An 18,624-nucleotide genomic window follows, 5' to 3' on the forward strand; every position below is an offset into this window, starting at 1 on the left:
ATGACCACGTCCACCGTCACCGCCCCCGGCGCCGACCGGGCGCCCGGGACGGCCGCCGCGCCGGACCCGGTCCGGCTGCACCGCCGGCGCCGGCTCACCCAGTGGGGATTCGTCGCCCCCGCGGTCGCCTTCATGCTGCTGTTCTTCGGCTACCCGCTGGTCCGCAACGTCGTGATGAGCTTCCAGCACTACACGCCGAAGACGTTCTTCACCGGCGAGGCGCCGTTCAACGGCACCGACAACTGGGCCGACGTCTTCCAGGACGCCCTGTTCGGCAAGGCGCTGTGGCACACCCTGGTGTTCACCGCCGGCTCGCTGCTCGGCCAGTTCTGCATCGGCCTGGCCCTCGCGGTGTTCTTCAGCCGCCGCTTCCCCCTCAACGGGGTGCTGCGGTCACTGATCCTGCTGCCCTGGCTGGTGCCCATGGTGGTGTCGGGCATCGTGTGGCGCCGCATCCTCGACCAGGACACCGGAGTGCTGAACTCGTTCCTGGAGACGCTGGGCGTGGGCGGCCACACGCCGTGGCTGACCGACCCGCAGACGGCCCTGCTGTCGGTCGTCCTGGTCAACATCTGGATCGGCATCCCGTTCAACATGGTCATCCTGTACGGCGGTCTCCAGGAGATCCCCAGGGAGCTGTACGAGGCGGCCTCCCTCGACGGCGCCTCCGCCTGGCGGACGTTCCGCTCCGTCACCCTGCCCATGCTCAAGCCCGTCATCACTGTCGTGCTGGTACTGGGCTTCATGTCGACGGTCAAGATCCTCGACCTGATCCTCGCCCTCACCGACGGCGGCCCGGCCGACGCCACGCAGACCCTGGGCACGCTCACCTACCAGAACTCCTTCGTCCAGCTGGACTTCGGAGCGGGCGCGGTCGTCGGCAACGTACTCATCCTGATCTCCGCGGTGTTCGCGGTGTTCTACCTGCGGGCCAACCGCACCGAGGGGAAGTGACGTCCATGGCCTCCCACCCGCCCACCGCCGGACGGCGCCGCTGGGGCTCCACCGTCGCCGGCGCGCTGATCCTGTGCGTCATGCTCTTCCCGCTGTACTGGATGCTCAACACCGCGCTCCAGCCCGAGTCGGGCCTGCTGGAGGTCGACCCGGTGCCGGGCGGCCTCGATCTGTCCGGCTTCTCCAAGGCCGTCAGCGACCAGGGCGGCAATCTGCTGACCTCCCTCGCGGTGTCGCTCGGGGCCGTCGTGATCTGCCTGGCGATCGCGGCGCCGGCGGCCTACGGGCTGGCGCGGTTCGGGCTGCGCGGCTCGAAGACCATCGTCTTCGGCACGCTGATCACGCAGATGGTGCCGGGCATCGTCATCGCCAACGCCCTGTACAACTCGTACGTCGACCTGGGCCTGGTCAACTCCTACTTCGGCCTGATGCTGGCGGACGCCTCACTCGGGATCCCCTTCTCCATCGTGCTGATGCGCTCCTTCATGGTGTCGATACCCGGCGAGGTCATCGAGGCCGCGCAGATGGACGGCGCCGGCCACGTGCGCACGTTCCTCACGGTGGTGCTGCCGATGAGCCGCAACTCACTCATCACCTCGGGCCTGTTCGCGTTCCTGTTCTCCTGGAGCGACTTCATGTTCGCGCTCACCCTCAACACCACCGACGACGTCAAGCCGGTCACCCTGGGCATCTACCAGTACATCGGCGCGCACGTCGGCGACTGGGGCTCGGTGATGGCCGCGTCCGTGCTGTCCGCGGTGCCGGCGGCGATCCTGCTCGTCCTCGCCCAGAAGTACATCGCCGCCGGCATCACCGGCGGATCCGTCAAGTGACCCGCACCGAGCAGGAGATGGACCACCCCGCATGACCGACTTCCCCTCCTTCCCGCCCGGCTTCGTCTTCGGCGCCGCGACCGCCTCGTACCAGATCGAGGGCGCGGCCCGCGAGGACGGCCGCGGCCCGTCGATCTGGGACACCTACAGTCACACCCCCGGCCGCACGGCCGGCGGCGACACCGGTGACGTGGCCTGCGACCACTACCACCGCTACCCGCAGGACGTGGCCCTGCTGCGGGACCTCGGCGTGGACTCGTACCGCTTCTCGATCGCCTGGCCGCGGATCGTGCCGGACGGCGGCGGCCCGGTGAACCCCAAGGGGCTGGACTTCTACGCGCGGCTGGTGGACGAACTGCTGCAGGCGGGTGTCGAGCCGGCCGCCACCCTCTACCACTGGGACCTGCCCCAGGCCCTGGAGGACCGGGGCGGCTGGCGGGTGCGGGAGACGGCGGAGCGGTTCGCCGAGTACACGGCCGTCGTCGCCGAGCATCTCGGGGACCGGGTGCCGCGCTGGATCACCCTCAACGAGCCGTGGTGCAGCGCGTTCCTCGGCTACTCCGTCGGCCGGCACGCGCCCGGCGCGCGCGAAGGGCGGGGTGCGCTGGCCGCCGCCCACCACCTGCTGGTCGGCCACGGCCTCGCCGTGCAGGCCCTGCGCGCCGCCGGAGTGCGCGAGGTCGGCATCACGCTCAACCTCGACCGCAACCTGCCCGCCACCGGCTCCGCGGCGGACCACGCGGCCGTGGTCCGCGCGGACACCCGGCACAACCTGGTGTGGACCGAGCCGATCCTCGCCGGCCGCTACCCGGCCACGGAGGAGGAGACCTGGGGCGAACTGATTGCCGGCCAGGACTTCCGGCGGGACGGCGACCTGGCGCTGATCTCCCGGCCGCTGGACTTCCTCGGCATCAACTACTACCGGCCGATCGTGGTCACCGACGCCCCCTACCGCGAGCCCGACCCGGAGCGCCGGGTGGCGACCGACAACCGCTACGCGGAGGTGGAGCTCCCCGGCGCGCGGCGCAATGCGATGGGGTGGCCGGTGGTGCCGGAGTCCTTCACGGACCTGCTGGTGCGGCTCAAGGAGCAGTACGGCGACGCCCTGCCGCCGATCCACATCACCGAGAACGGCTCGGCGGAGGACGACACGGTCGCCGCCGACGGGTCGGTGCACGACACCGACCGGGTGGCCTACCTGCGCGACCACCTCACCGCGCTGCAGGCGGCGATGGACGCGGGCGTGGACGTGCGCGGCTACTACGTGTGGTCCCTGCTGGACAACTTCGAGTGGGCCTTCGGCTACGACAAGCGCTTCGGGATCGTCCGGGTCGACTACGACACCCAGCGGCGCACCCCGAAGGACAGCTACCACTGGTACCGGCGGCTGATCGCCGCCCACCGGGGTGGCGCGACCGGGTCCGTCGGAGCGACGCCCTTGAACGGACCGGGCTGACCGCTCCGGCGTTCTCACGCGCGCAACGGCGGACTTCGCCGATGCGGCGGCCGTCCCGGGCGGCCATCAAGACGGGTGCGCACCGCGCGGCGGGTTCTCCAGGCAGTGGAGCCGGGCGCGGACCTCGCCGGCCTCGGGGCGGCCCAGCGCCTCCAGGGTGAGCGGAGCGTGCTGCCACGCGGTACGCGCCCCCCACGTACTGGGCCGTGCGCGGACTGCACGCGGTCGTCCTGGAACGGGGCGGCCTGGTGACGACGACGGAGCTCGTGCGCCGTCATCCGGAAAGCCGGTAGCCCGTCCGTGGCATGAGTGCGGTGTGATGCGGCCCATCCACGGGGCGACCGGTGGACAGGCGTGTATGACGTGGTGCGGGGGACACGAGGCGGTATGGCGAGACGGGTCGGAGACAGAGTGTCGGCGAAGACGCAGGGACAAGCGGGGCGACCGGAAGGACGGCAGGAAGGGACGGCGCTCAAACGTGCGCTGACCACTCCGCTGCTGTACTTCTTCATCCTCGGCGACGTGCTGGGCGCCGGCGTGTACGTACTGGTCGGCCAGGTCGCGGCCGACGCGGGGGGAGCGGTGTGGGTGCCGCTGGTCGTCGCGCTGCTGCTGGCCCTGCTGACCGCCGCCTCCTACGCCGAGCTGGCGACGAAGTACCCGCGTGCGGGCGGAGCCTCCCACTACGCCACACGCGCCTTCGGACCCTTCGCCGGCTTCGTCGCGGGCTTCTGCATGCTGGCCGCCGGGATCGTCTCCGTGGCGGCGCTCGCCCGCGGTTTCGGGGGCGACTACCTGTCGGTCTTCGTGACCCTGCCCGTGGGGCTCGTGGCCGTGTTGTTCCTGGCCCTGCTCGCGCTGGTCAACGCACGGGGCATCAAGGAATCCACCCGCGCCAACGTCGTCGCCACGGTCATCGAGGTGAGCGGGCTGGTCCTCATCGTCGCCCTCGGCGCGTGGCTGCTGCTGCGCGGCGACGGCGACCCGGGCCGCCTCACACAGCTCGGCACCCCGCAGAAGGGGGCGGCCGCGGCCGTGCTCAGCGGCTCGGTCCTGGCGTACTACTCCTTCGTCGGGTTCGAGACCTCGGTGAACGTCGCCGAGGAGACCCGCGACCCCCGGCGCTCCTACCCCCGCGCCCTGTTCGGGGCCCTCGCCACCGCCGGGGCCGTGTACGTCCTGGTGGGCCTGGCCGCCTCCGCCGCGGTGCCGACCGCCCGGCTCGCCGAGTCCAGCGGGCCGCTGCTGGAGGTCGTCGAGGGGGCGGGCGGCGTGCCGCCCCGCCTGTTCAGCGCCATCGCGCTCGTCGCCGTGGCCAACGGCGCGCTGCTCACCGGCATCATGTCCTCCCGCCTGGCCTACGGCATGGCCAGGGACGGCCTGCTGCCCGCCGCGCTGACCAAGGTGCTGCCGGGCCGCCGCACGCCCTGGGCCGCGATCGCGCTCACGACGCTGCTGGCGATGTTCCTCGCCCTCACCGGCAGCGTCGCCACCCTGGCGTCCACCCTGGTCCTGCTCCTGCTGATCGTCTTCCTCATGGTCAACACCGCGGTGCTGGTACTGCGCCGGGACCCGGGCGAGACCGACCACTTCCGCGCCCCGACCGCGCTGCCGGTGCTGGGCATCGCCTCCTGCGTCCTGCTCGCCACACAGATCGAGGCCGCGGTGTGGCTGCGCGGACTGGCGATCGTGGCGGTCGGCGCGGTGCTCGGCGCACTGGCCGCGGTGCGGCGACGGAGGCGCGCGGACCGGGAGACGCCACACCCGGGCTGAACGGGCCTCGCGGCCCGTGCGGGGCCGGGTCCTCGGGGGAGCGGCTGAGGAGTGGAGCCAGGATCGCCTGGCTCCACTCCTCGATGCTCGGTGCGTGCCTGTCACTGGAACTGTGCGAAGAACCTCCAGATCTCTGTCTTGGTCCAGGTGGCGGCGCCGCTCTCGCCGGACGAGCCGTCGACCGGGCCCGGGATGTGGCCGCCGTCGAACGCGGCCCACTGGACCGGGTATCCGGCGCGGCAGCCCGAGTAGGCGGTCGTGAGGTGCGTCCGGCTGCCCGGCGCCGGTTCGCGCGGGCTCTGGGCGGTGCAGCCGTTGTTGGCGACGAACTTGTCGCGCAGGGACCGTCCTTGCGCGATGTTGAGCACCGAGTCGCTGATGCCGTGGATCCCGAAGTAGGCGATGGGCTGGGTGCCCCCGCTGCATCCGCTGATCTGGGCGCCGGCGATGACCGCGACGGCCCTGAAGACGTTCGCCCGGCTGCAGGCGAGGGCGTAGCTCATCCCGCCGCCCCAGCTGAATCCGGTGGCGAAGCGCTGTGCCGGGTTGACGCAGAGGCCGGCCTCGATGCGCCGGATCATGTCGTCGACGAAGGTGACGTCCTCACCTCCCGAATTGGCCCAGCCGTTGCCCAGGCCCTGGGGGGCGACGAGGATGGCGCTGTTGTTCGACTGTTCCTGCTGGCCGTAGTAGGACCAGGCGCTTCCGCTCGTACCGCCCGAGGCGACGTCACCGGCGGTTCCGCCCCTCCAGTGGAACGCGAAGATCAGCCGGTAGGGGCGGCTGCTGTCGTAGCCGGCGGGAACCCTGAGGATGAAGCTGCGGCTCTTGCCGCCGCTCTGGATGGTGTGCGTACCGCTCGTGAGAGTCGGGGCGCTGCCGCATCCGCTCGCGCCGCCGGCCGACAGTTTGACCATCTGCCACTGCTGGTTGGCGCCACCCCAGTCGGTGTACTGGACGACGTTGCCGCCGTCGGCGGTGGAAGCACCCTGCACCTCCACCGCCTTGCCGCTGGCGCGGTTGACCAGCCGGACGTGGCCGCCGTCGGAGTCGGCCAGGCGGAACTGCTGGTTGGCCCCGTTGTGGTCGGCCCACTGCTGGATCGCGGCACCGTCCGCGCTCGAGGCGCCGGCCACGTCGAGGACCTTGCCCGAGTGCCGGGCCTTGAGACGGTAGAAGCCGTCGCCGGAGTCCACGAACTGCCACTGCTGGTTGGCTCCGTCGGTGCGCGCCCACTGGCTGAGCCGCGCGCCGTCGGCGGTGGACGTGCCGGCGACGTCCAGCGCCTTGCCGCTGTTGCGGTTGACCAGGACGTACCAGGCGTTGGTGTCCACCGTCGCAGCCCGGGCGGGCGCCGGATCGACCGCGGTGAGCATGCCGATCGCCAGGGCCGCCGCCACCACGGCGGCGACCCGTGACCACCAGCGGGGTGACGTCCGTTCAGGGGCGGGGGGAGCCGCACCGTGGGTCCTCATCGATGCTCCCTTTCGTCGGTGGCAGGCCCCGTCAGGTGCGGGTCCAGCGCTGGTTGCTGCCGTTCGAGCAGGAGTAGAGCTGGATCAGGGTGCCGTTGGCGGTGCCGCCGCCGACGGTGTCGAGGCAGAGGCCGGACTGGACGCCGACGATGGACCCGTCGGAGTTGAGGCGCCACTTCTGGTTGTCGCCGCCCCAGCAGCTGTAGATCTGGACCTTGGTGCCGCTGCCGGTTCCGGCGGCGTCCAGGCACTTGTTGCCGTACACCCTGAGCTCACCGGCGCTGGTGTACGTCCACTGCTGGTTGGTGCCGCTGTGGCAGTCCCACAGCTGGAGCTGGGTGCCGTCGGTGGTGCTGCTGCCGGGCACGTCCAGGCAGCGGCCCGACCCGGTGCCCTTGATCTGTCCGGAATCCGCCGGGGGCGTGGTGGTGCCGCCGTTGAGCGCGTTGAGGACGGCGGTGTAGGCCGGCTTCTTGCTTCCGTCGTTGTTGAAGAGCAGCGGCGTGTGCTCCGGCCGCCAGGAGTCGGAGTCACGCACGCCCCAGACGGTGATGCCGAGGCAGCGCGGGACGGCCAGGCAGTCGTTGACCACGCTGGCGTAGGTCGAGGACGAGGCGCCCTGGATGTCCAGCTCGGTGACGGCCACGTCGACGCCGAGCGCGGCGAAGTTCTGCAGGGTGGTGCGGAAGTTGCTGTTGTAGGGGCTGCCGCTGTTGAAGTGCGACTGGAAGCCGACGCAGTCGATCGGGACGCCGCGCTGCTTGAAGTCCCGGACCATGTTGTACATGGCCTGCGTCTTGGCCCAGGTCCAGTTCTCGACGTTGTAGTCGTTGTAGCAGAGCTTGGCGGCCGGGTCGGCGGCGCGCGCGGTCCGGAAGGCGACCTCGATCCAGTCGTTGCCGGTGCGCTGCAGGTTGGAGTCGCGGCGGGCCCCCGAGCTGCCGTCGGCGAACGCCTCGTTCACCACGTCCCACTGGGCGATCTTGCCCTTGTAGTGGGCCATCACGCCGTTGATGTGGTTGATCATCGCCTGGCGCAGGTCGTTGCCGCTGAGGTTCTGCATCCAGCCGGGCTGCTGGGAGTGCCAGGCCAGGGTGTGGCCGCGCACCTGCTTGCCGTTCTGCACGGCCCAGTTGTAGACACGGTCCGCGGCGGTGAAGTTGAACTGCCCCCGCTGCGGTTCGGTGGCGTCGATCTTCATCTCGTTCTCGGCCGTCACCGAGTTGAACTCACGGTTCGCGATCGTCGTGTACGTCGAGTCGCCCAGTCTGCCCGAGGCGATGGCGGTGCCGAAGTAGCGGCCGCTCTGCGCAGCGGCGGCGCCGAGCGTGCTCTCGGCGGCGTATGCGGGCGGCGGCGCGGCCAGCGCGGTGACCACGCCGAGGACGCCGGCGATCAGCGCCAGCATCAGGCCGCGGATCCACCGGTGGACGGCGGGTCCGGGGAGGGCGTACAAGCCCATGACGGTGCCTCCAGGGTTGGGGTCACGGAAAAGGCCGAGGCGCAGGCGAACGCGTCGTCCGTTGCCACACGGTCGTACGGTGCGTCCGATATATCGAACTGCGCTCGGTTTCTCAGACAGGGATGCTGAAGTGTTGACGGTGGATCGTCAACACCTTCCACAGCAGAAGTTTCGGTTCCTTATTCGAAACATTTCGTAATCTCGGATGTTGTGAAGCGGGCTCTCTGCTGCGGGAGCTGCCCCGGAAGGGTGCCGGAGGGCTTGCCGGCCGGGTGGAGTGAGGCGCCGTTTGTAGACAGTTCAGTTGTGGGCCTTGACCGCAGGCGTCCGCATTCCTAGCTTGTGCCGTCGTAACATCCGGAAAATCAATCGAAACATTCGAGACCGCCCCTTGCCTGCTCCGCAGGTCACCGGGCACACCGCACTCCGTCCCCGAGGAGGCTCCCCTGATGTGGTTCCGCCGCTCGTCCGCGATACGGCCCAGACGATTACTCGCCGTCCTCTCGCCCCTGTTGCTCGTGGCCACCTTCCTCGGCGCCCAGCCCGCCGCCGCGGCGACCGTGGACCCCAACGCCTCGTACGTGCTGGTCAACCGCAACAGCGGCAAAGCCCTCGACGTCTACAACCTGGCGACCGGCGACGGCGCCCGCATCACCCAGTGGACCAGGAACGATCAGAGCCAGCAGCAGTGGCAGTTCGTCGACTCCGGCGGCGGCTACTACCGCATCAAGTCCCGTCACTCGGGCAAGGTGCTCGATCTGCACAACTGGTCCACCGCGAACGGCGGATCGATCGTCCAGTGGACCGACCTGAACGCCACCAACCAGCAGTGGCGGCTGGCCGACAGCCCGGACGGCTACGTACGGCTCATTTCGCGCCACAGCAACAAGGCCCTCGAAGTGCAGGGCGCCTCCACCGCCGACAACGCCAACATCGTCCAGTACGACGACTGGGGCGGCACCAACCAGCAGTGGCAGCTCGTCAAGGTCGGCACCGACACCCCCGGCGCGTGCAACCTGCCCTCCACCTACCGCTGGTCGTCGACGGGCGCGCTGGCACAGCCCAGGTCGGGGTGGGTCTCGCTCAAGGACTTCACCGTCGCCCCCTACAACGGCAGGCAACTCGTCTACGCCACGACCCACGACACCGGGACGCGGTGGGGCTCGATGAACTTCGGCCCGTTCACCAACTGGTCGGAGATGGCCTCGGCCAGCCAGAACCCGATGTCGTCCTCCACCGTGGCGCCCACACTGTTCTACTTCGCGCCGAAGAACATCTGGGTGCTCGCCTACCAGTGGGGGCGGACAGCCTTCTCCTACCGGACGTCGAGCGACCCCACCAACCCGAACGGCTGGTCATCCGAGCAGGAGCTCTTCTCCGGAAGCATCTCCGGCTCCGGAACGGGCCCCATCGACCAGACGCTCATCGGTGACGGGACGAACATGTACCTGTTCTTCGCCGGCGACAACGGCAAGATCTACCGGGCCAGCATGCCGATCGGGAACTTCCCCGGTACCTTCGGCGCCAACTCGACCGTGGTCATGAGCGACACGACGAACAACCTGTTCGAAGCCCCGCAGGTCTACAAGCTGCAGGGCCAGAACCGCTACCTCATGATCGTCGAGGCGATCGGCTCGCAGGGCCGGTACTTCCGCTCGTTCACGGCCACCAGCCTCAACGGCTCGTGGACCCCTCAGGCCGCGACCGAGAGCAACCCCTTCGCCGGCAAGGCCAACAGCGGCGCCACCTGGACCAACGACATCAGCCATGGCGAACTGCTGCGCACCAGCGCGGACCAGACCATGACCGTCGATCCCTGCAATCTGCAGTTGCTCTACCAGGGGCGCAGCCCCAACTCGGGCGGCGACTACGGTCTCCTGCCCTACCGTCCGGGTCTGCTGACCCTGCAGCGCTGACGGTGTGACGGATTCGGCTCCGAGCCGGAGCCGAACGGGCGGGCCCGGCACAAGGCCGGGCCCGCCCGGTGTCACGTCACGACGCCGGCGTTTCCCGTGTCGCTCAGCTGTAGGGGATCACCACCACGGACTTGTCCGTGCCGGTCTGGAGCTTCGAGGTGCCGTTGCCGATGGCACTCCAGACCTCCAGACGGACAGTGCCGCCCCTGAGGTCGCCGAGGGTGCCCGTGGCGGCCTTGAGACCGCGCGCCTGCGTGTACTCCTCCCATCCGGCGACCGGGTCGGTGGCGAAGTAGTTGTACGTCTCGGTCCGGTCGAAGGTGCCGTCACCGGTGAGGTCGTAGCTGACCCGTGCCTGCTGGCCGAGGCCGACCGTGGTGCCGGCGTCCACCGGGAGCCGGAACGTCGTACCCGCGCCCGCGGTGAGCGTCCCGTTGACGCCGCGGACCTCGTAGACCAGAGGCTGGTACGGCGTGCCGTCGTGGTTGGTGCCGCCCCCGGAGGCGATCGTGTCGCTGCCCGAGGTCCCGCCGGTCGCCGTGGTCAGGGTGCCACCGCTGCGCAGCTGGAAGGTGTTCCCGGTCGGCGGGTCCGGGTCGGGGTCCGTCGAGCCCGATCCGGTGCCGCTCGCCGTGGAACGGGCCGGCACGGACAGGGTCTTGCCGTCCGAGAAGGTCACGGTACGTGCCGAGGAGCCGTGGTTGTGGGCGACGTACGTGCGGGTCGTCCCCTTGGTGAAGACGGCCGAGGTGGGCAGGTCACCGGTCACCGTGGCGTCCGGGGCGCCGATCGTGTCCAGGGTGTTGATCCAGTGGTAGGTGTGGGCCTTGGACTCGCCCTGCTCCGGTGTGTATCCGGCGTTGCCCGCGTCCCACTTCGACTTGGCCGCTGCCGGGTCGGCCAGGGACTGGAACTCCCACAGGATGTCGCGCCATTCGACGGCCGGGCCGCCGTTCTCGCGTTCCATCTCGGCGATGTTGCGCCGGATCGCGGCCTTCTCGCCGCCGAGGTGGAGCGAACCACCGGTGACCGGCAGGACGTTGATGCCGTGGATCTCTTCGGGGTTGGCGGTCCACCAGGTGGCGTAGGCCGCGCCGCTTCCCCACACCATGCCGGCCGTGTCGTGGCCGAACGAGGACGGGAAGACCTGCTCGTCGGCGTCGAACCAGTACTGCGCGATCGACTCGGACTCGGTGGTCAGCAGGTAGGCGCCGAGGTCGCGCAGCGAGGTGTCGCCGGTGGCGGCGCCCCACAGGACGAGGGCCGCGCTGAGGTTGGTGGACTCCGAGGAGGACTCCTGGTTGTTGCCGGCGGCGAAGCCCTGGTGCCCGGAGGCCCAGCTGTGGCCCGCGTAGACGTCGAAGCCGCGCAGGAAGGGGAAGGCGCTGTCGGTGCGGCTGGGGTTGGCGGTGTCCCGCACGAGGGTCTTGACCATGCCGCCCCACGCGGAGTCTGCGGCCCAGCCCTGGTCGTACTGGGCGACGATCGCGGCCGCGTAGACGTAGTAGCTGTAGTGGAAGTGGTGGTCGTTGAGCTCGGTGTCGCTGCCGTACGAGGCCGGGTAGCCCGTGAGGGTCTTCCAGTCCTTGTCGTAGCTGAACTCGTTCGCGCCGCCCGCCGTGAACCACTCCTGGAGCTTGCCCTTGATGAGGCCGAGCAGCCGGTCGCGGGTGCCGGTCTCACCGATCTGCTCGGCCACCGGCACGAGTTGGGCCAGGCGGCCGAGTGCCTTGCCGGTCCAGTAGGTGTCGGTGGCGCCGGAGAAGGGGTCGGAGGCGTTCACGACGTCGTTGAGGTAGCCGCGCAGCCGGGCCGCGTCCACACCGCCCGACTTGGGCAGCGCGGGCAGCACCGCGGCCGCCTTCTGGTTCGTGGTGAAGGAGGCCGACTCGCGGACCTTCATGGTGCCGCGCGGGGAGACATAGGTGTAGGAGGTCAGGGCGTCGGAGGTGTTCAGCCACTGGTGGCGGTAGAGCGCCTGGAGCGTGCCCCGCTCGGTGCCCTCCTTGGCCTCCGTTGTGAGCGTGTAGGTGGCCCTGACGTTGCCGCCGGTGTAGCTCCAGGCGACCTTGGAGTCGGTGACGAAGCTGTAGGCGTACTTCTTGTAGGTCGCCAGCGCGTCGGTGGACGGCAGCACGGCGACGGAGAAGTAGTCCTTGGAGCCCAGGCCCGCGGTGACGGTGGAGCCGGAGACGTTCCAGTCGCTGCCGGTCGGCGCGAAGAGGGCGTAGTGATGTCCGGCGACGGTGATGCCGAGGACGTTGCCCTGGTCGGCGAAGACACTGGGCGCGCCGGCCGTGGTGACCTGGGCGCTGCCGCCCGTGCCCTGGGCGTATACGAACGGGGAGCCGTGACCGATGGTGGTGCGCAGGGTGCGGGCACCGTCGGACCACAGGGGGGTGACCGTCCAGTCGGACCAGTTGTCGGCCTTGGCGTCGGGGGAGTTGAGGCCGCTCAGTCCGATGGTGAGGTCGCGCTTGTGGGCGTACTCGTACTGACGGCCGTCTCCGACGATCGAGGGGGAGGTCGGGTAGCCGACGTCGAGCCCGGAGGCCGTTGCCTGGTAGGTGAGGGGATGCCCGTACATGGGAGTCGACCACGGGTTGTCGCCGTAGCGCTGGAAGGCGAGGGAGGACCACCAGTCGTTGGTGGGCACGGGCCGGTTCCGGGCGGCGGCGGTCACCTTGGGCGTGACGGGTGTTCCCGTGTTGGTGGTGGGGCCCGACGTGCCCGACGGCCGGGTGTCGGAGTAACTGCCCGAGCCTACGGGCACGGTGGCCGCGGCCGCCGGTACGGCGGCCGGGCCCAGACCGAAGGCGGCGAGCGCTGAGGCCATCAGCAGTATCGCGGCCGGTCTGGTGCGTGAGGATGGCATTGCGGCACCTCAAGTCTTCACAGGAGGGGGAGTCTGAGAGCGCTCTCAGATGGCCGGAACGTAAATGCTGGGTAATGGACGTGTCAATGCGCTGAACGCAGCCGGTAGTTGATGAGTGATGAATTCCTTTTTGTCTTCGCAGCTTGACGATCACGGGTGGTGATCGCCCGGCGCGACCGGGCACCGGCCGGGCGCGCAGGTGGCGCGGCGCCCGGTGAAGGGCCGTTTCCAGGTCACGCTTCCCTGTCGGCGGGAGGGGAGTGCGGAGGGAGCGGTGCCCTCCCGGTACAGCACGAGGTGCTCGTGGTGGAGGACGCCGTCCCGCACGACGCCCGTCGCCGTGAAGCCTGCGTCGTCGACGTAGTCGATGTGGTTGCCGGTGACCGTGTAACTGCCGGTGTAGGCGCTCTCGCGGCTGCCGCGGGCCTCGTCGTAACGGCCGTTGGGCAGCAGCTCCTGGCGGATGTGGCCGTCGGCCGTCACCCATGTGCCGACGAAGGGGTGAGCCGCGCTCGGCTGCTTCGCCGCCGGGCCGGGGGAGCCGGCCGGTGTCGCGGTGGCCGGGCGGGTGCCCGGGGCGGGGGAGGCGTCGGGGAGGGCGGTCACGGCCAGTGCCGCGAGCACGGCGACGGCGGCCGCCCCTGCCGTCGCCCGCAATCTGCCGGTCGGTGTCATGGCTGTTCCTCGGTGCGCTGAAGGCCGGCGTCCGCGGGCCGGGGTTTCGTTCGTCAAAGGTGCTGGTCGGTCTCGGCTCTTGGCGCGGCCGCTGTGCGGGGTGCACGGCAGCGGGTGGCTGGGGCACCGCCCGAGTTCTCGGGCGTCAGGCGGCGCGGCAGGACGAGACGTCCGCTCAGGCGGCGGAGCGGGGTGACGCGCATGGTCACTGCGAGGCGTTCGGTGTGGTCCATGCCTCGATCATCGGCGTATCAGTGCAGGTCAACCAGGCTTCCCTGAACAGAGGAGTGCTGATCCTGGTGGCGCTGCTCCCAGGATGAGCGGCCGACTGTCTGCCGGGGTGCTCCCGGCCCGGGCGGCTGATCCGGGCATCGCCCGATGTAGGCGGCTTTCGCCGAGGTGAGGGCAAGGTCGAGTCTGCCACGCTCGCCCCTGAGCTGCTTCCGCTGCTGCTGAAGGCCCGAGGGCGCGTGCGCATGCCTCTTGCCGCCCACTTGTTGATACGTCAACGAAAGGTTAGTGTTGATGTGTCAACAAACTGATCGGTCCGGCAACCCGCCCGGCCCGCCGACCCCACCCCCGCCCCTCACCCCGGAGGGCCGGGATCACGGAGAAGGACGATCATGAAGGCACTGGTTGCCCGGTCCTACGGGCCCCTCGAAGACCTGGAATTCGCCGAACTGCCCACGCCTGTGCCCGGCCCCGGCCAGATCCTGGTCCGGATGGAAGCCGCGTCCCTGAATGCGGTCGACAAGGTCCTGGTCACCGGCTCGATGCGCGAGGCCATCCCGGCCCGCCACCCCTTCGTCCCGGGCGTCGACATCAGCGGCACGGTCGAGGCGGTCGGAGACGGCTCCACCCGCTTCTCCGTAGGCGACCCCGTCATCGCGTGGAACAGCATCCCCTCCGGCGCACTCGCCGAGTACGCCCTGATCAGCGACGCCCCCTCGGCCGCGCGACGCCCCGCGGAACTCACCCCGGCCCAGGGCGCGGCACTGCCGACGGGCGCCCTCACCGCAGCCGCCCTCCTCGACATCACACGGGTACCCGAGCGAGGCAGCGTACTGATCGTCGGTGCCGGCGGCGGTGTCGGTTCGTACGCCGTCCAGCTCGCCGAACAGGCCGGTCTGACCGTGCTGGCGAGCGGCCGCGCCGACGACGACGCGTTCCTGCGCCGCCTCGGCGCCGACCACACCCTCGACTACCGTGCGGTCGACCTGGCGCGCGAAGCGCACCGCCTGATCCCCGGCGGCGTCGACGCGGTCATCGATCTCGCCCACGCGGGCCCCGCGCTCGCCGACACCGCCGCGGCGGCCAAGCCCGGCGGCCAGCTGGTCTCCCCCCTCGGCGGCCCCCCGGCATTCGACCGTGATGTCACAGCCGCCTACGGCGGCACCAGGGCACCCGAAGGACGCCTGGACGCCCTTGCCGCGCAAGCCGCCCGGGGCGCGCTGCGCATCGAGATCGACTCCGACTACAGCTTCGGCCAGGCACGCCAGGCTCTCCTCGACCACGCCGCCCACCACATCCTCGGCAAGGTCACCGTCACCTTCTGATCCGAAGCCGTCCCGGCCGGGGCTCCGCACCTCCGCACCACGGAGCAGCCCGCCGGAACGGCGCCACCCCACCGCATTGACCCGCAATCGCACCGCACCTCTGGCCAGGAGATGGACGCCGTGACCGACAACCCCCTCGACTTCACCGGCAAGATCGTTCTCGTGACGGGCGGAGCCACCGGCATCGGCCGCGCGGCCTCCCTCGCCTTCGCCCGGCAGGGCGCGGTCGTCGTGATCGGCGACGTCGACGAACGCAGCAACGACACCGTCCAGCTCATCGAGAAGGAAGGCGGCCGGGGGCTGTTCGTCCCCACCGACGTCACCCTCGCGCGGGAGGTCGACCGCCTGGTGTCCGCCACCGTGGACACCTTCGGCGACCTGCACATCGCCTTCAACAACGCCGGTGTCTTCGTCCCGCCCGCACCGCTGGCCGAACAGTCCGAGGAGGACTGGGACAAGGCGATCGCGGTCGACCTCAAGGGCGTCTTCCTGTCCATGAAGTACGAGATCGCCCACATGCTCACCGCCGGTGGGGGCGCCATCATCAACACCGCCTCCATCGCCGGCCTCATCGGCGACCCGGACATGGCCCCCTACGTCGCCGCCAAGCACGGCGTCATCGGACTCACCAAGGCCGCCGCCGTCGACTACGCCAAGGCCGGCATCAGGGTCAACGCCCTCGCCCCCGGACTGACCCACACGGCGATGACACAGGCGTGGCTCGACGACCCGGTCAAGCGGGACATCGTCATGGCCGGTCCGCAGATGGGGCGGGCCGCCGACCCCGAGGAGATCGTCGGCATGGTGCTGCATCTCGCCTCACCGGCTGCCTCCTTCACCACCGGAGGTGTCTTCGTCGTCGACGGCGGCCAGACCGCTCACTGAGGGGGCGCGCGGGTGGCCGGCACCTGCCTGCGAAGCGCCCGCACGCTCGATCCCCGGCCTTCCCTGTCCCTGTCCCATGTCGCCTGGGATGTCGGACGGAAACCGGCGAACAGGCACCCATCATCCGAGGCCGACGCGGAGCCGACATGACGACAGCCGGGACTGGGCATCCCCCGCGGCCTTACCCGTCCGGCGAGGTCGCGCTGCTCATCGCGCGTCGCGTCGACTCAGGTTACGAAGTCCAGTTCGAGCAGTGGGCGCAGGGCGTCCTCGACGCGGCCGCGGCATTCCTCGGTCACCTGGGCTACGGACTGTTCCGCCCGACCGGACCCGGAGAGCCCTGGTACCTCGTCCACCGCTTCAGTGACGCCGAGGCCTACGCCCGCTGGCACCACTCGGCCGAACGCGCCGCCTGGTTCGCACGCGCCGACGGCCACCATCACGAGGTCGGACGGCGCCAACTCACCGGCCTTGAGGGATGGTTCCCGCCGAACGGCTCGGCACGGCTGCCCCCACGGTGGAAGATGACCATCACGGCGGTGCTCGGCATCTTCCCCCTGTCCCTCCTCACCGGGACCCTGCTGCAACCCGCACTGGCGCAGGCGCCCCTCCTCCTGCGCACGGCGCTCGTCGCCTGTCTCTTCAGCGCGCTCATGTCCTACGCCGTCATGCCCGTGCTCACCCGCGTTCTCCGCCGCTGGCTCACCGCCTGACCCGCGGACACGGTGCATCGGCCACGGCCCTCTCGGCGTGGCGTTCACCGGGCGAGGAACACACCGCGGGGCGGGGAAGAACAGTCGGTGCTGTTCTTCCCCGCCCCGCGGTGCGGTCCGGCTCAGACGGCCTGCGCGGTGGGGAGGATGGTGATCTCCGTGAGGTTCACGTGACGGGGCACGGCGGCCATGAAGGCCACGGTCTCCGCCACATCGGCGCCCTGCAGGACATCGATGTCGTGGATGAGGTCGGCCATCAGCTTGGAGGCGTCGGGGTCGGTCACATGGTCGGGCAGCTCGGTGTCGACCATGCCCGGCTCGATGGTCGCGACGCGGACCATCTTGCGGCCCAGTTCGACCCGCAGCAGCCGCGTGAGGTGGCTGATGTAGGCCTTGGTGCCCGAGTAGATCGAGAACTTCTCGAGGATCCGGGTGGCGGCGATCGACGAGGTGTTGATCAAATCGGCGGACCTGCCCTCGGCGGCGGCCTCGGTGAGGTGGGGAAGGAAGGCGGCGATCACGTTCATCAGACCGGTGATGTTCAGGTCGATCTGGCGCTGCCACTCGTCGACCTTCAGTTCCTCGATGCCCGAGATCAGTTGGACACCGGCGTTGTTGAACACCAGGTCGGCCTTGCCGAACCGGTCGGCGACCTGAGCCGCGGCCGCCTGGACGGCCTCCCGGTCGGTGACGTCGACGGCGATGGCGAGTGCAGTCCCGCCGGCCGCCTCGATGTTCTTGACGACACCGTCCAGGCGCTCCTTGCGTCGGGCCAGGACGACCACGGTGGCGCCGAGTTCGGCCAGGCGCTCGGCGGTGACGGCGCCCATGCCGCTGGAGGCGCCGGACACGACGGCGACACGGCCGGCCAGGGGGGTTCCGGTGAGCAGAGCAGACATCACGCAGACCTCATTCTTCGATCGGAGGGAAGGGGGGAAGTTGTCACAAATGGGGAGCGGAGGCCCCGTCAGGCGTCCTCGTGAGCGGTGGCCGCGGACTTCGCGCTCCACGGCTCGAGGTCGTCGCGCATCTGCCGGATCTTGACCTCGAGGCGCTCGATCGTGTCCCTGCCCAGGTAGAGGTGGGTGGGGAGCTTCTCGGTCCGGGTGACCTCGACGATCAGAGCGGCGCCCTTGACCGGGTCGCCGAGCTGGGCGTGGTTGGCCTGGTCGATCCAGTCCAGGGTGACGTGCGCGGGGGTGCCGTCGTACTCGGCGATGCGGTGCGCGGCGACCGACAGGGAGCTGGCGTCGAGGAAGTCGGTGCGGAACACGCCCGGTTCGACGACCATCGACTGGATACCGAACGGGGCCATCTCGACCGACAGGGCCTCGCTGATGCCGGCGACGGCGAACTTCGACGCCGAGTACAGGCTGACGCCGGGCTCGCCCTCGAAGCCGGAGCGGGATCCGATGTGCACCAGCTTGCCGGAACCCTGCTTGCGCATCACCGGAAGGACGGCGCGCGTGACGTTGATCAGGCCGAAGACGTTGAGGTCGAACAGTGAACGCGCCTCGGCGTCGGTGATCTCCTCGAGGGCGCCCAGCAGACCGCGGCCGGCGTTGTTGACCAGGACGTCGATGCCGCCGAACTTGTCGACAGCGGCTTCGACGGCCTTCGGGATGCTGTCGTTGTCCGTGACGTCCAGCGCGACGGCGAAGACATTCTCGGACTTCTTCAGGTCCTCCGGAATACGCTCCGGATTGCGGACGGCGACGACCACGTTGTTCTCCGCCGCCAGGGCCGACCGAGCGATTTCCGCGCCGATTCCGCGGGACGCGCCAGTGATGAACCAAGTAGCCATGAGAGGAAAACCTCTTTCGTCTGCTTCCCCGTCGCCGGGGGCTTGCTTGCTTACGGATTCGAGTCTGTCCCTCATCCGGAGCCCTATGAAGGCCGCGCCTTTCCTGGGAGTTCCACACCCAGGAAAGGCGCCGACCGGGACGGTGACATGCCGGCGAGCCGAGGATCCGGGATCAGCGGCTCTCGGTGGGGAGCTGGTCTATCGAAGGTCCCGGGACCTCGGAGCGGAGGGCGGAAGTGAGGCTTCG

Annotated in this window: 13 protein-coding genes and 1 pseudogene; 8 read left to right on the forward strand and 6 right to left on the reverse strand. The window is 70.0% G+C overall.

Annotated elements, in window-relative coordinates; translation table 11 throughout:
- The 4 genes from ACPXCS_RS22770 (at position 1) to ACPXCS_RS22785 (ending at position 5,016) form a co-directional block, all read left to right on the forward strand.
- Complete coding sequence (locus ACPXCS_RS22770) at positions 1-954, forward strand: carbohydrate ABC transporter permease (RefSeq protein WP_425948803.1); 954 nt, start codon at positions 1-3, stop codon at positions 952-954.
- Between the two features lie 5 nt (positions 955-959).
- Complete coding sequence (locus ACPXCS_RS22775) at positions 960-1,787, forward strand: carbohydrate ABC transporter permease (RefSeq protein WP_425948801.1); 828 nt, start codon at positions 960-962, stop codon at positions 1,785-1,787.
- 31 nt (positions 1,788-1,818) lie between these two features.
- Positions 1,819-3,243: a GH1 family beta-glucosidase gene (locus ACPXCS_RS22780; protein WP_425948800.1), complete on the forward strand. Its 1,425-nt coding sequence runs from the start codon at positions 1,819-1,821 to the stop codon at positions 3,241-3,243.
- Positions 3,244-3,738: 495 nt separating this feature from the next.
- Positions 3,739-5,016, forward strand: a complete 1,278-nt coding sequence (locus ACPXCS_RS22785) for an APC family permease (RefSeq protein ID WP_425948896.1) — start codon at positions 3,739-3,741, stop codon at positions 5,014-5,016.
- A gap of 101 nt (positions 5,017-5,117) precedes the next feature.
- Here the strand turns inward: ACPXCS_RS22785 and ACPXCS_RS22790 are convergent, their stop codons facing one another.
- Positions 5,118-6,419 (reverse strand): RICIN domain-containing protein, encoded by a 1,302-nt coding sequence (locus ACPXCS_RS22790; RefSeq protein ID WP_425948895.1) that lies wholly within the window; start codon positions 6,417-6,419, stop codon positions 5,118-5,120.
- A 103-nt stretch (positions 6,420-6,522) separates the two neighbouring features.
- Positions 6,523-7,953, reverse strand: a complete 1,431-nt coding sequence (locus ACPXCS_RS22795) for an endo-1,4-beta-xylanase (protein ID WP_425948798.1) — start codon at positions 7,951-7,953, stop codon at positions 6,523-6,525.
- A 449-nt stretch (positions 7,954-8,402) separates the two neighbouring features.
- Between ACPXCS_RS22795 and ACPXCS_RS22800 the strand changes: the two genes are divergently transcribed.
- Positions 8,403-9,869 carry a non-reducing end alpha-L-arabinofuranosidase family hydrolase gene (locus ACPXCS_RS22800; protein WP_425948797.1) on the forward strand — a complete coding sequence of 489 codons (1,467 nt, stop codon included), beginning with the start codon at positions 8,403-8,405 and terminating at the stop codon, positions 9,867-9,869.
- Between the two features lie 103 nt (positions 9,870-9,972).
- On the opposite strand, the gene ACPXCS_RS22805 is transcribed toward ACPXCS_RS22800, so the two are convergent.
- The gene (locus ACPXCS_RS22805) at positions 9,973-12,744 is read right to left on the reverse strand and encodes a glycosyl hydrolase (RefSeq protein WP_425948795.1); all 2,772 of its coding nucleotides are present in this window, start codon (positions 12,742-12,744) and stop codon (positions 9,973-9,975) included.
- 276 nt (positions 12,745-13,020) lie between these two features.
- Positions 13,021-13,239, reverse strand: a pseudogene (locus tag ACPXCS_RS22810) (Atu4866 domain-containing protein); the annotation flags it as partial.
- An 803-nt stretch (positions 13,240-14,042) separates the two neighbouring features.
- Here ACPXCS_RS22810 and ACPXCS_RS22815 point away from each other — a divergent pair.
- The 3 genes from ACPXCS_RS22815 to ACPXCS_RS22825 all read left to right on the forward strand — a co-directional run bounded on the left by ACPXCS_RS22815 (position 14,043) and on the right by ACPXCS_RS22825 (position 16,573).
- On the forward strand, positions 14,043-14,975 hold the full coding sequence (locus tag ACPXCS_RS22815; RefSeq protein WP_425948793.1) for an NADP-dependent oxidoreductase: 933 nt from the start codon (positions 14,043-14,045) through the stop codon (positions 14,973-14,975).
- Between the two features lie 120 nt (positions 14,976-15,095).
- Positions 15,096-15,860, forward strand: coding sequence for an SDR family oxidoreductase (locus ACPXCS_RS22820; protein WP_425948792.1), 765 nt, complete (start codon positions 15,096-15,098; stop codon positions 15,858-15,860).
- A gap of 146 nt (positions 15,861-16,006) precedes the next feature.
- Positions 16,007-16,573, forward strand: coding sequence for an antibiotic biosynthesis monooxygenase (locus tag ACPXCS_RS22825; RefSeq protein WP_425948790.1), 567 nt, complete (start codon positions 16,007-16,009; stop codon positions 16,571-16,573).
- 122 nt (positions 16,574-16,695) lie between these two features.
- On the opposite strand, the gene ACPXCS_RS22830 is transcribed toward ACPXCS_RS22825, so the two are convergent.
- Entirely contained in the window at positions 16,696-17,472 is a 777-nt protein-coding gene (locus ACPXCS_RS22830) for an SDR family oxidoreductase (RefSeq protein ID WP_425948788.1), read from the reverse strand.
- A 68-nt stretch (positions 17,473-17,540) separates the two neighbouring features.
- A complete protein-coding gene (locus ACPXCS_RS22835) occupies positions 17,541-18,377 on the reverse strand; it encodes an SDR family NAD(P)-dependent oxidoreductase (protein ID WP_425948787.1) in 837 nt (278 codons plus the stop codon).
- Positions 18,378-18,624 lie beyond the last annotated feature (247 nt).

The sequence above is a fragment of the Streptomyces sp. DT190 genome (assembly GCF_049846985.1).
GTDB lineage: Bacteria > Actinomycetota > Actinomycetes > Streptomycetales > Streptomycetaceae > Streptomyces.

Coding starts and splice junctions, on each gene's coding strand:
- ACPXCS_RS22800 (WP_425948797.1), top strand. CDS start 8,403: ATGTGGTTCCGCCGCTCGTCCGCGATACGGCCCAGACGATTACTCGCC.
- ACPXCS_RS22835 (WP_425948787.1), bottom strand. CDS start 18,377: ATGGCTACTTGGTTCATCACTGGCGCGTCCCGCGGAATCGGCGCGGAA.
- ACPXCS_RS22775 (WP_425948801.1), top strand. CDS start 960: ATGGCCTCCCACCCGCCCACCGCCGGACGGCGCCGCTGGGGCTCCACC.
- ACPXCS_RS22825 (WP_425948790.1), top strand. CDS start 16,007: ATGACGACAGCCGGGACTGGGCATCCCCCGCGGCCTTACCCGTCCGGC.
- ACPXCS_RS22805 (WP_425948795.1), bottom strand. CDS start 12,744: ATGCCATCCTCACGCACCAGACCGGCCGCGATACTGCTGATGGCCTCA.
- ACPXCS_RS22795 (WP_425948798.1), bottom strand. CDS start 7,953: ATGGGCTTGTACGCCCTCCCCGGACCCGCCGTCCACCGGTGGATCCGC.
- ACPXCS_RS22830 (WP_425948788.1), bottom strand. CDS start 17,472: ATGTCTGCTCTGCTCACCGGAACCCCCCTGGCCGGCCGTGTCGCCGTC.
- ACPXCS_RS22780 (WP_425948800.1), top strand. CDS start 1,819: ATGACCGACTTCCCCTCCTTCCCGCCCGGCTTCGTCTTCGGCGCCGCG.
- ACPXCS_RS22770 (WP_425948803.1), top strand. CDS start 1: ATGACCACGTCCACCGTCACCGCCCCCGGCGCCGACCGGGCGCCCGGG.
- ACPXCS_RS22815 (WP_425948793.1), top strand. CDS start 14,043: ATGAAGGCACTGGTTGCCCGGTCCTACGGGCCCCTCGAAGACCTGGAA.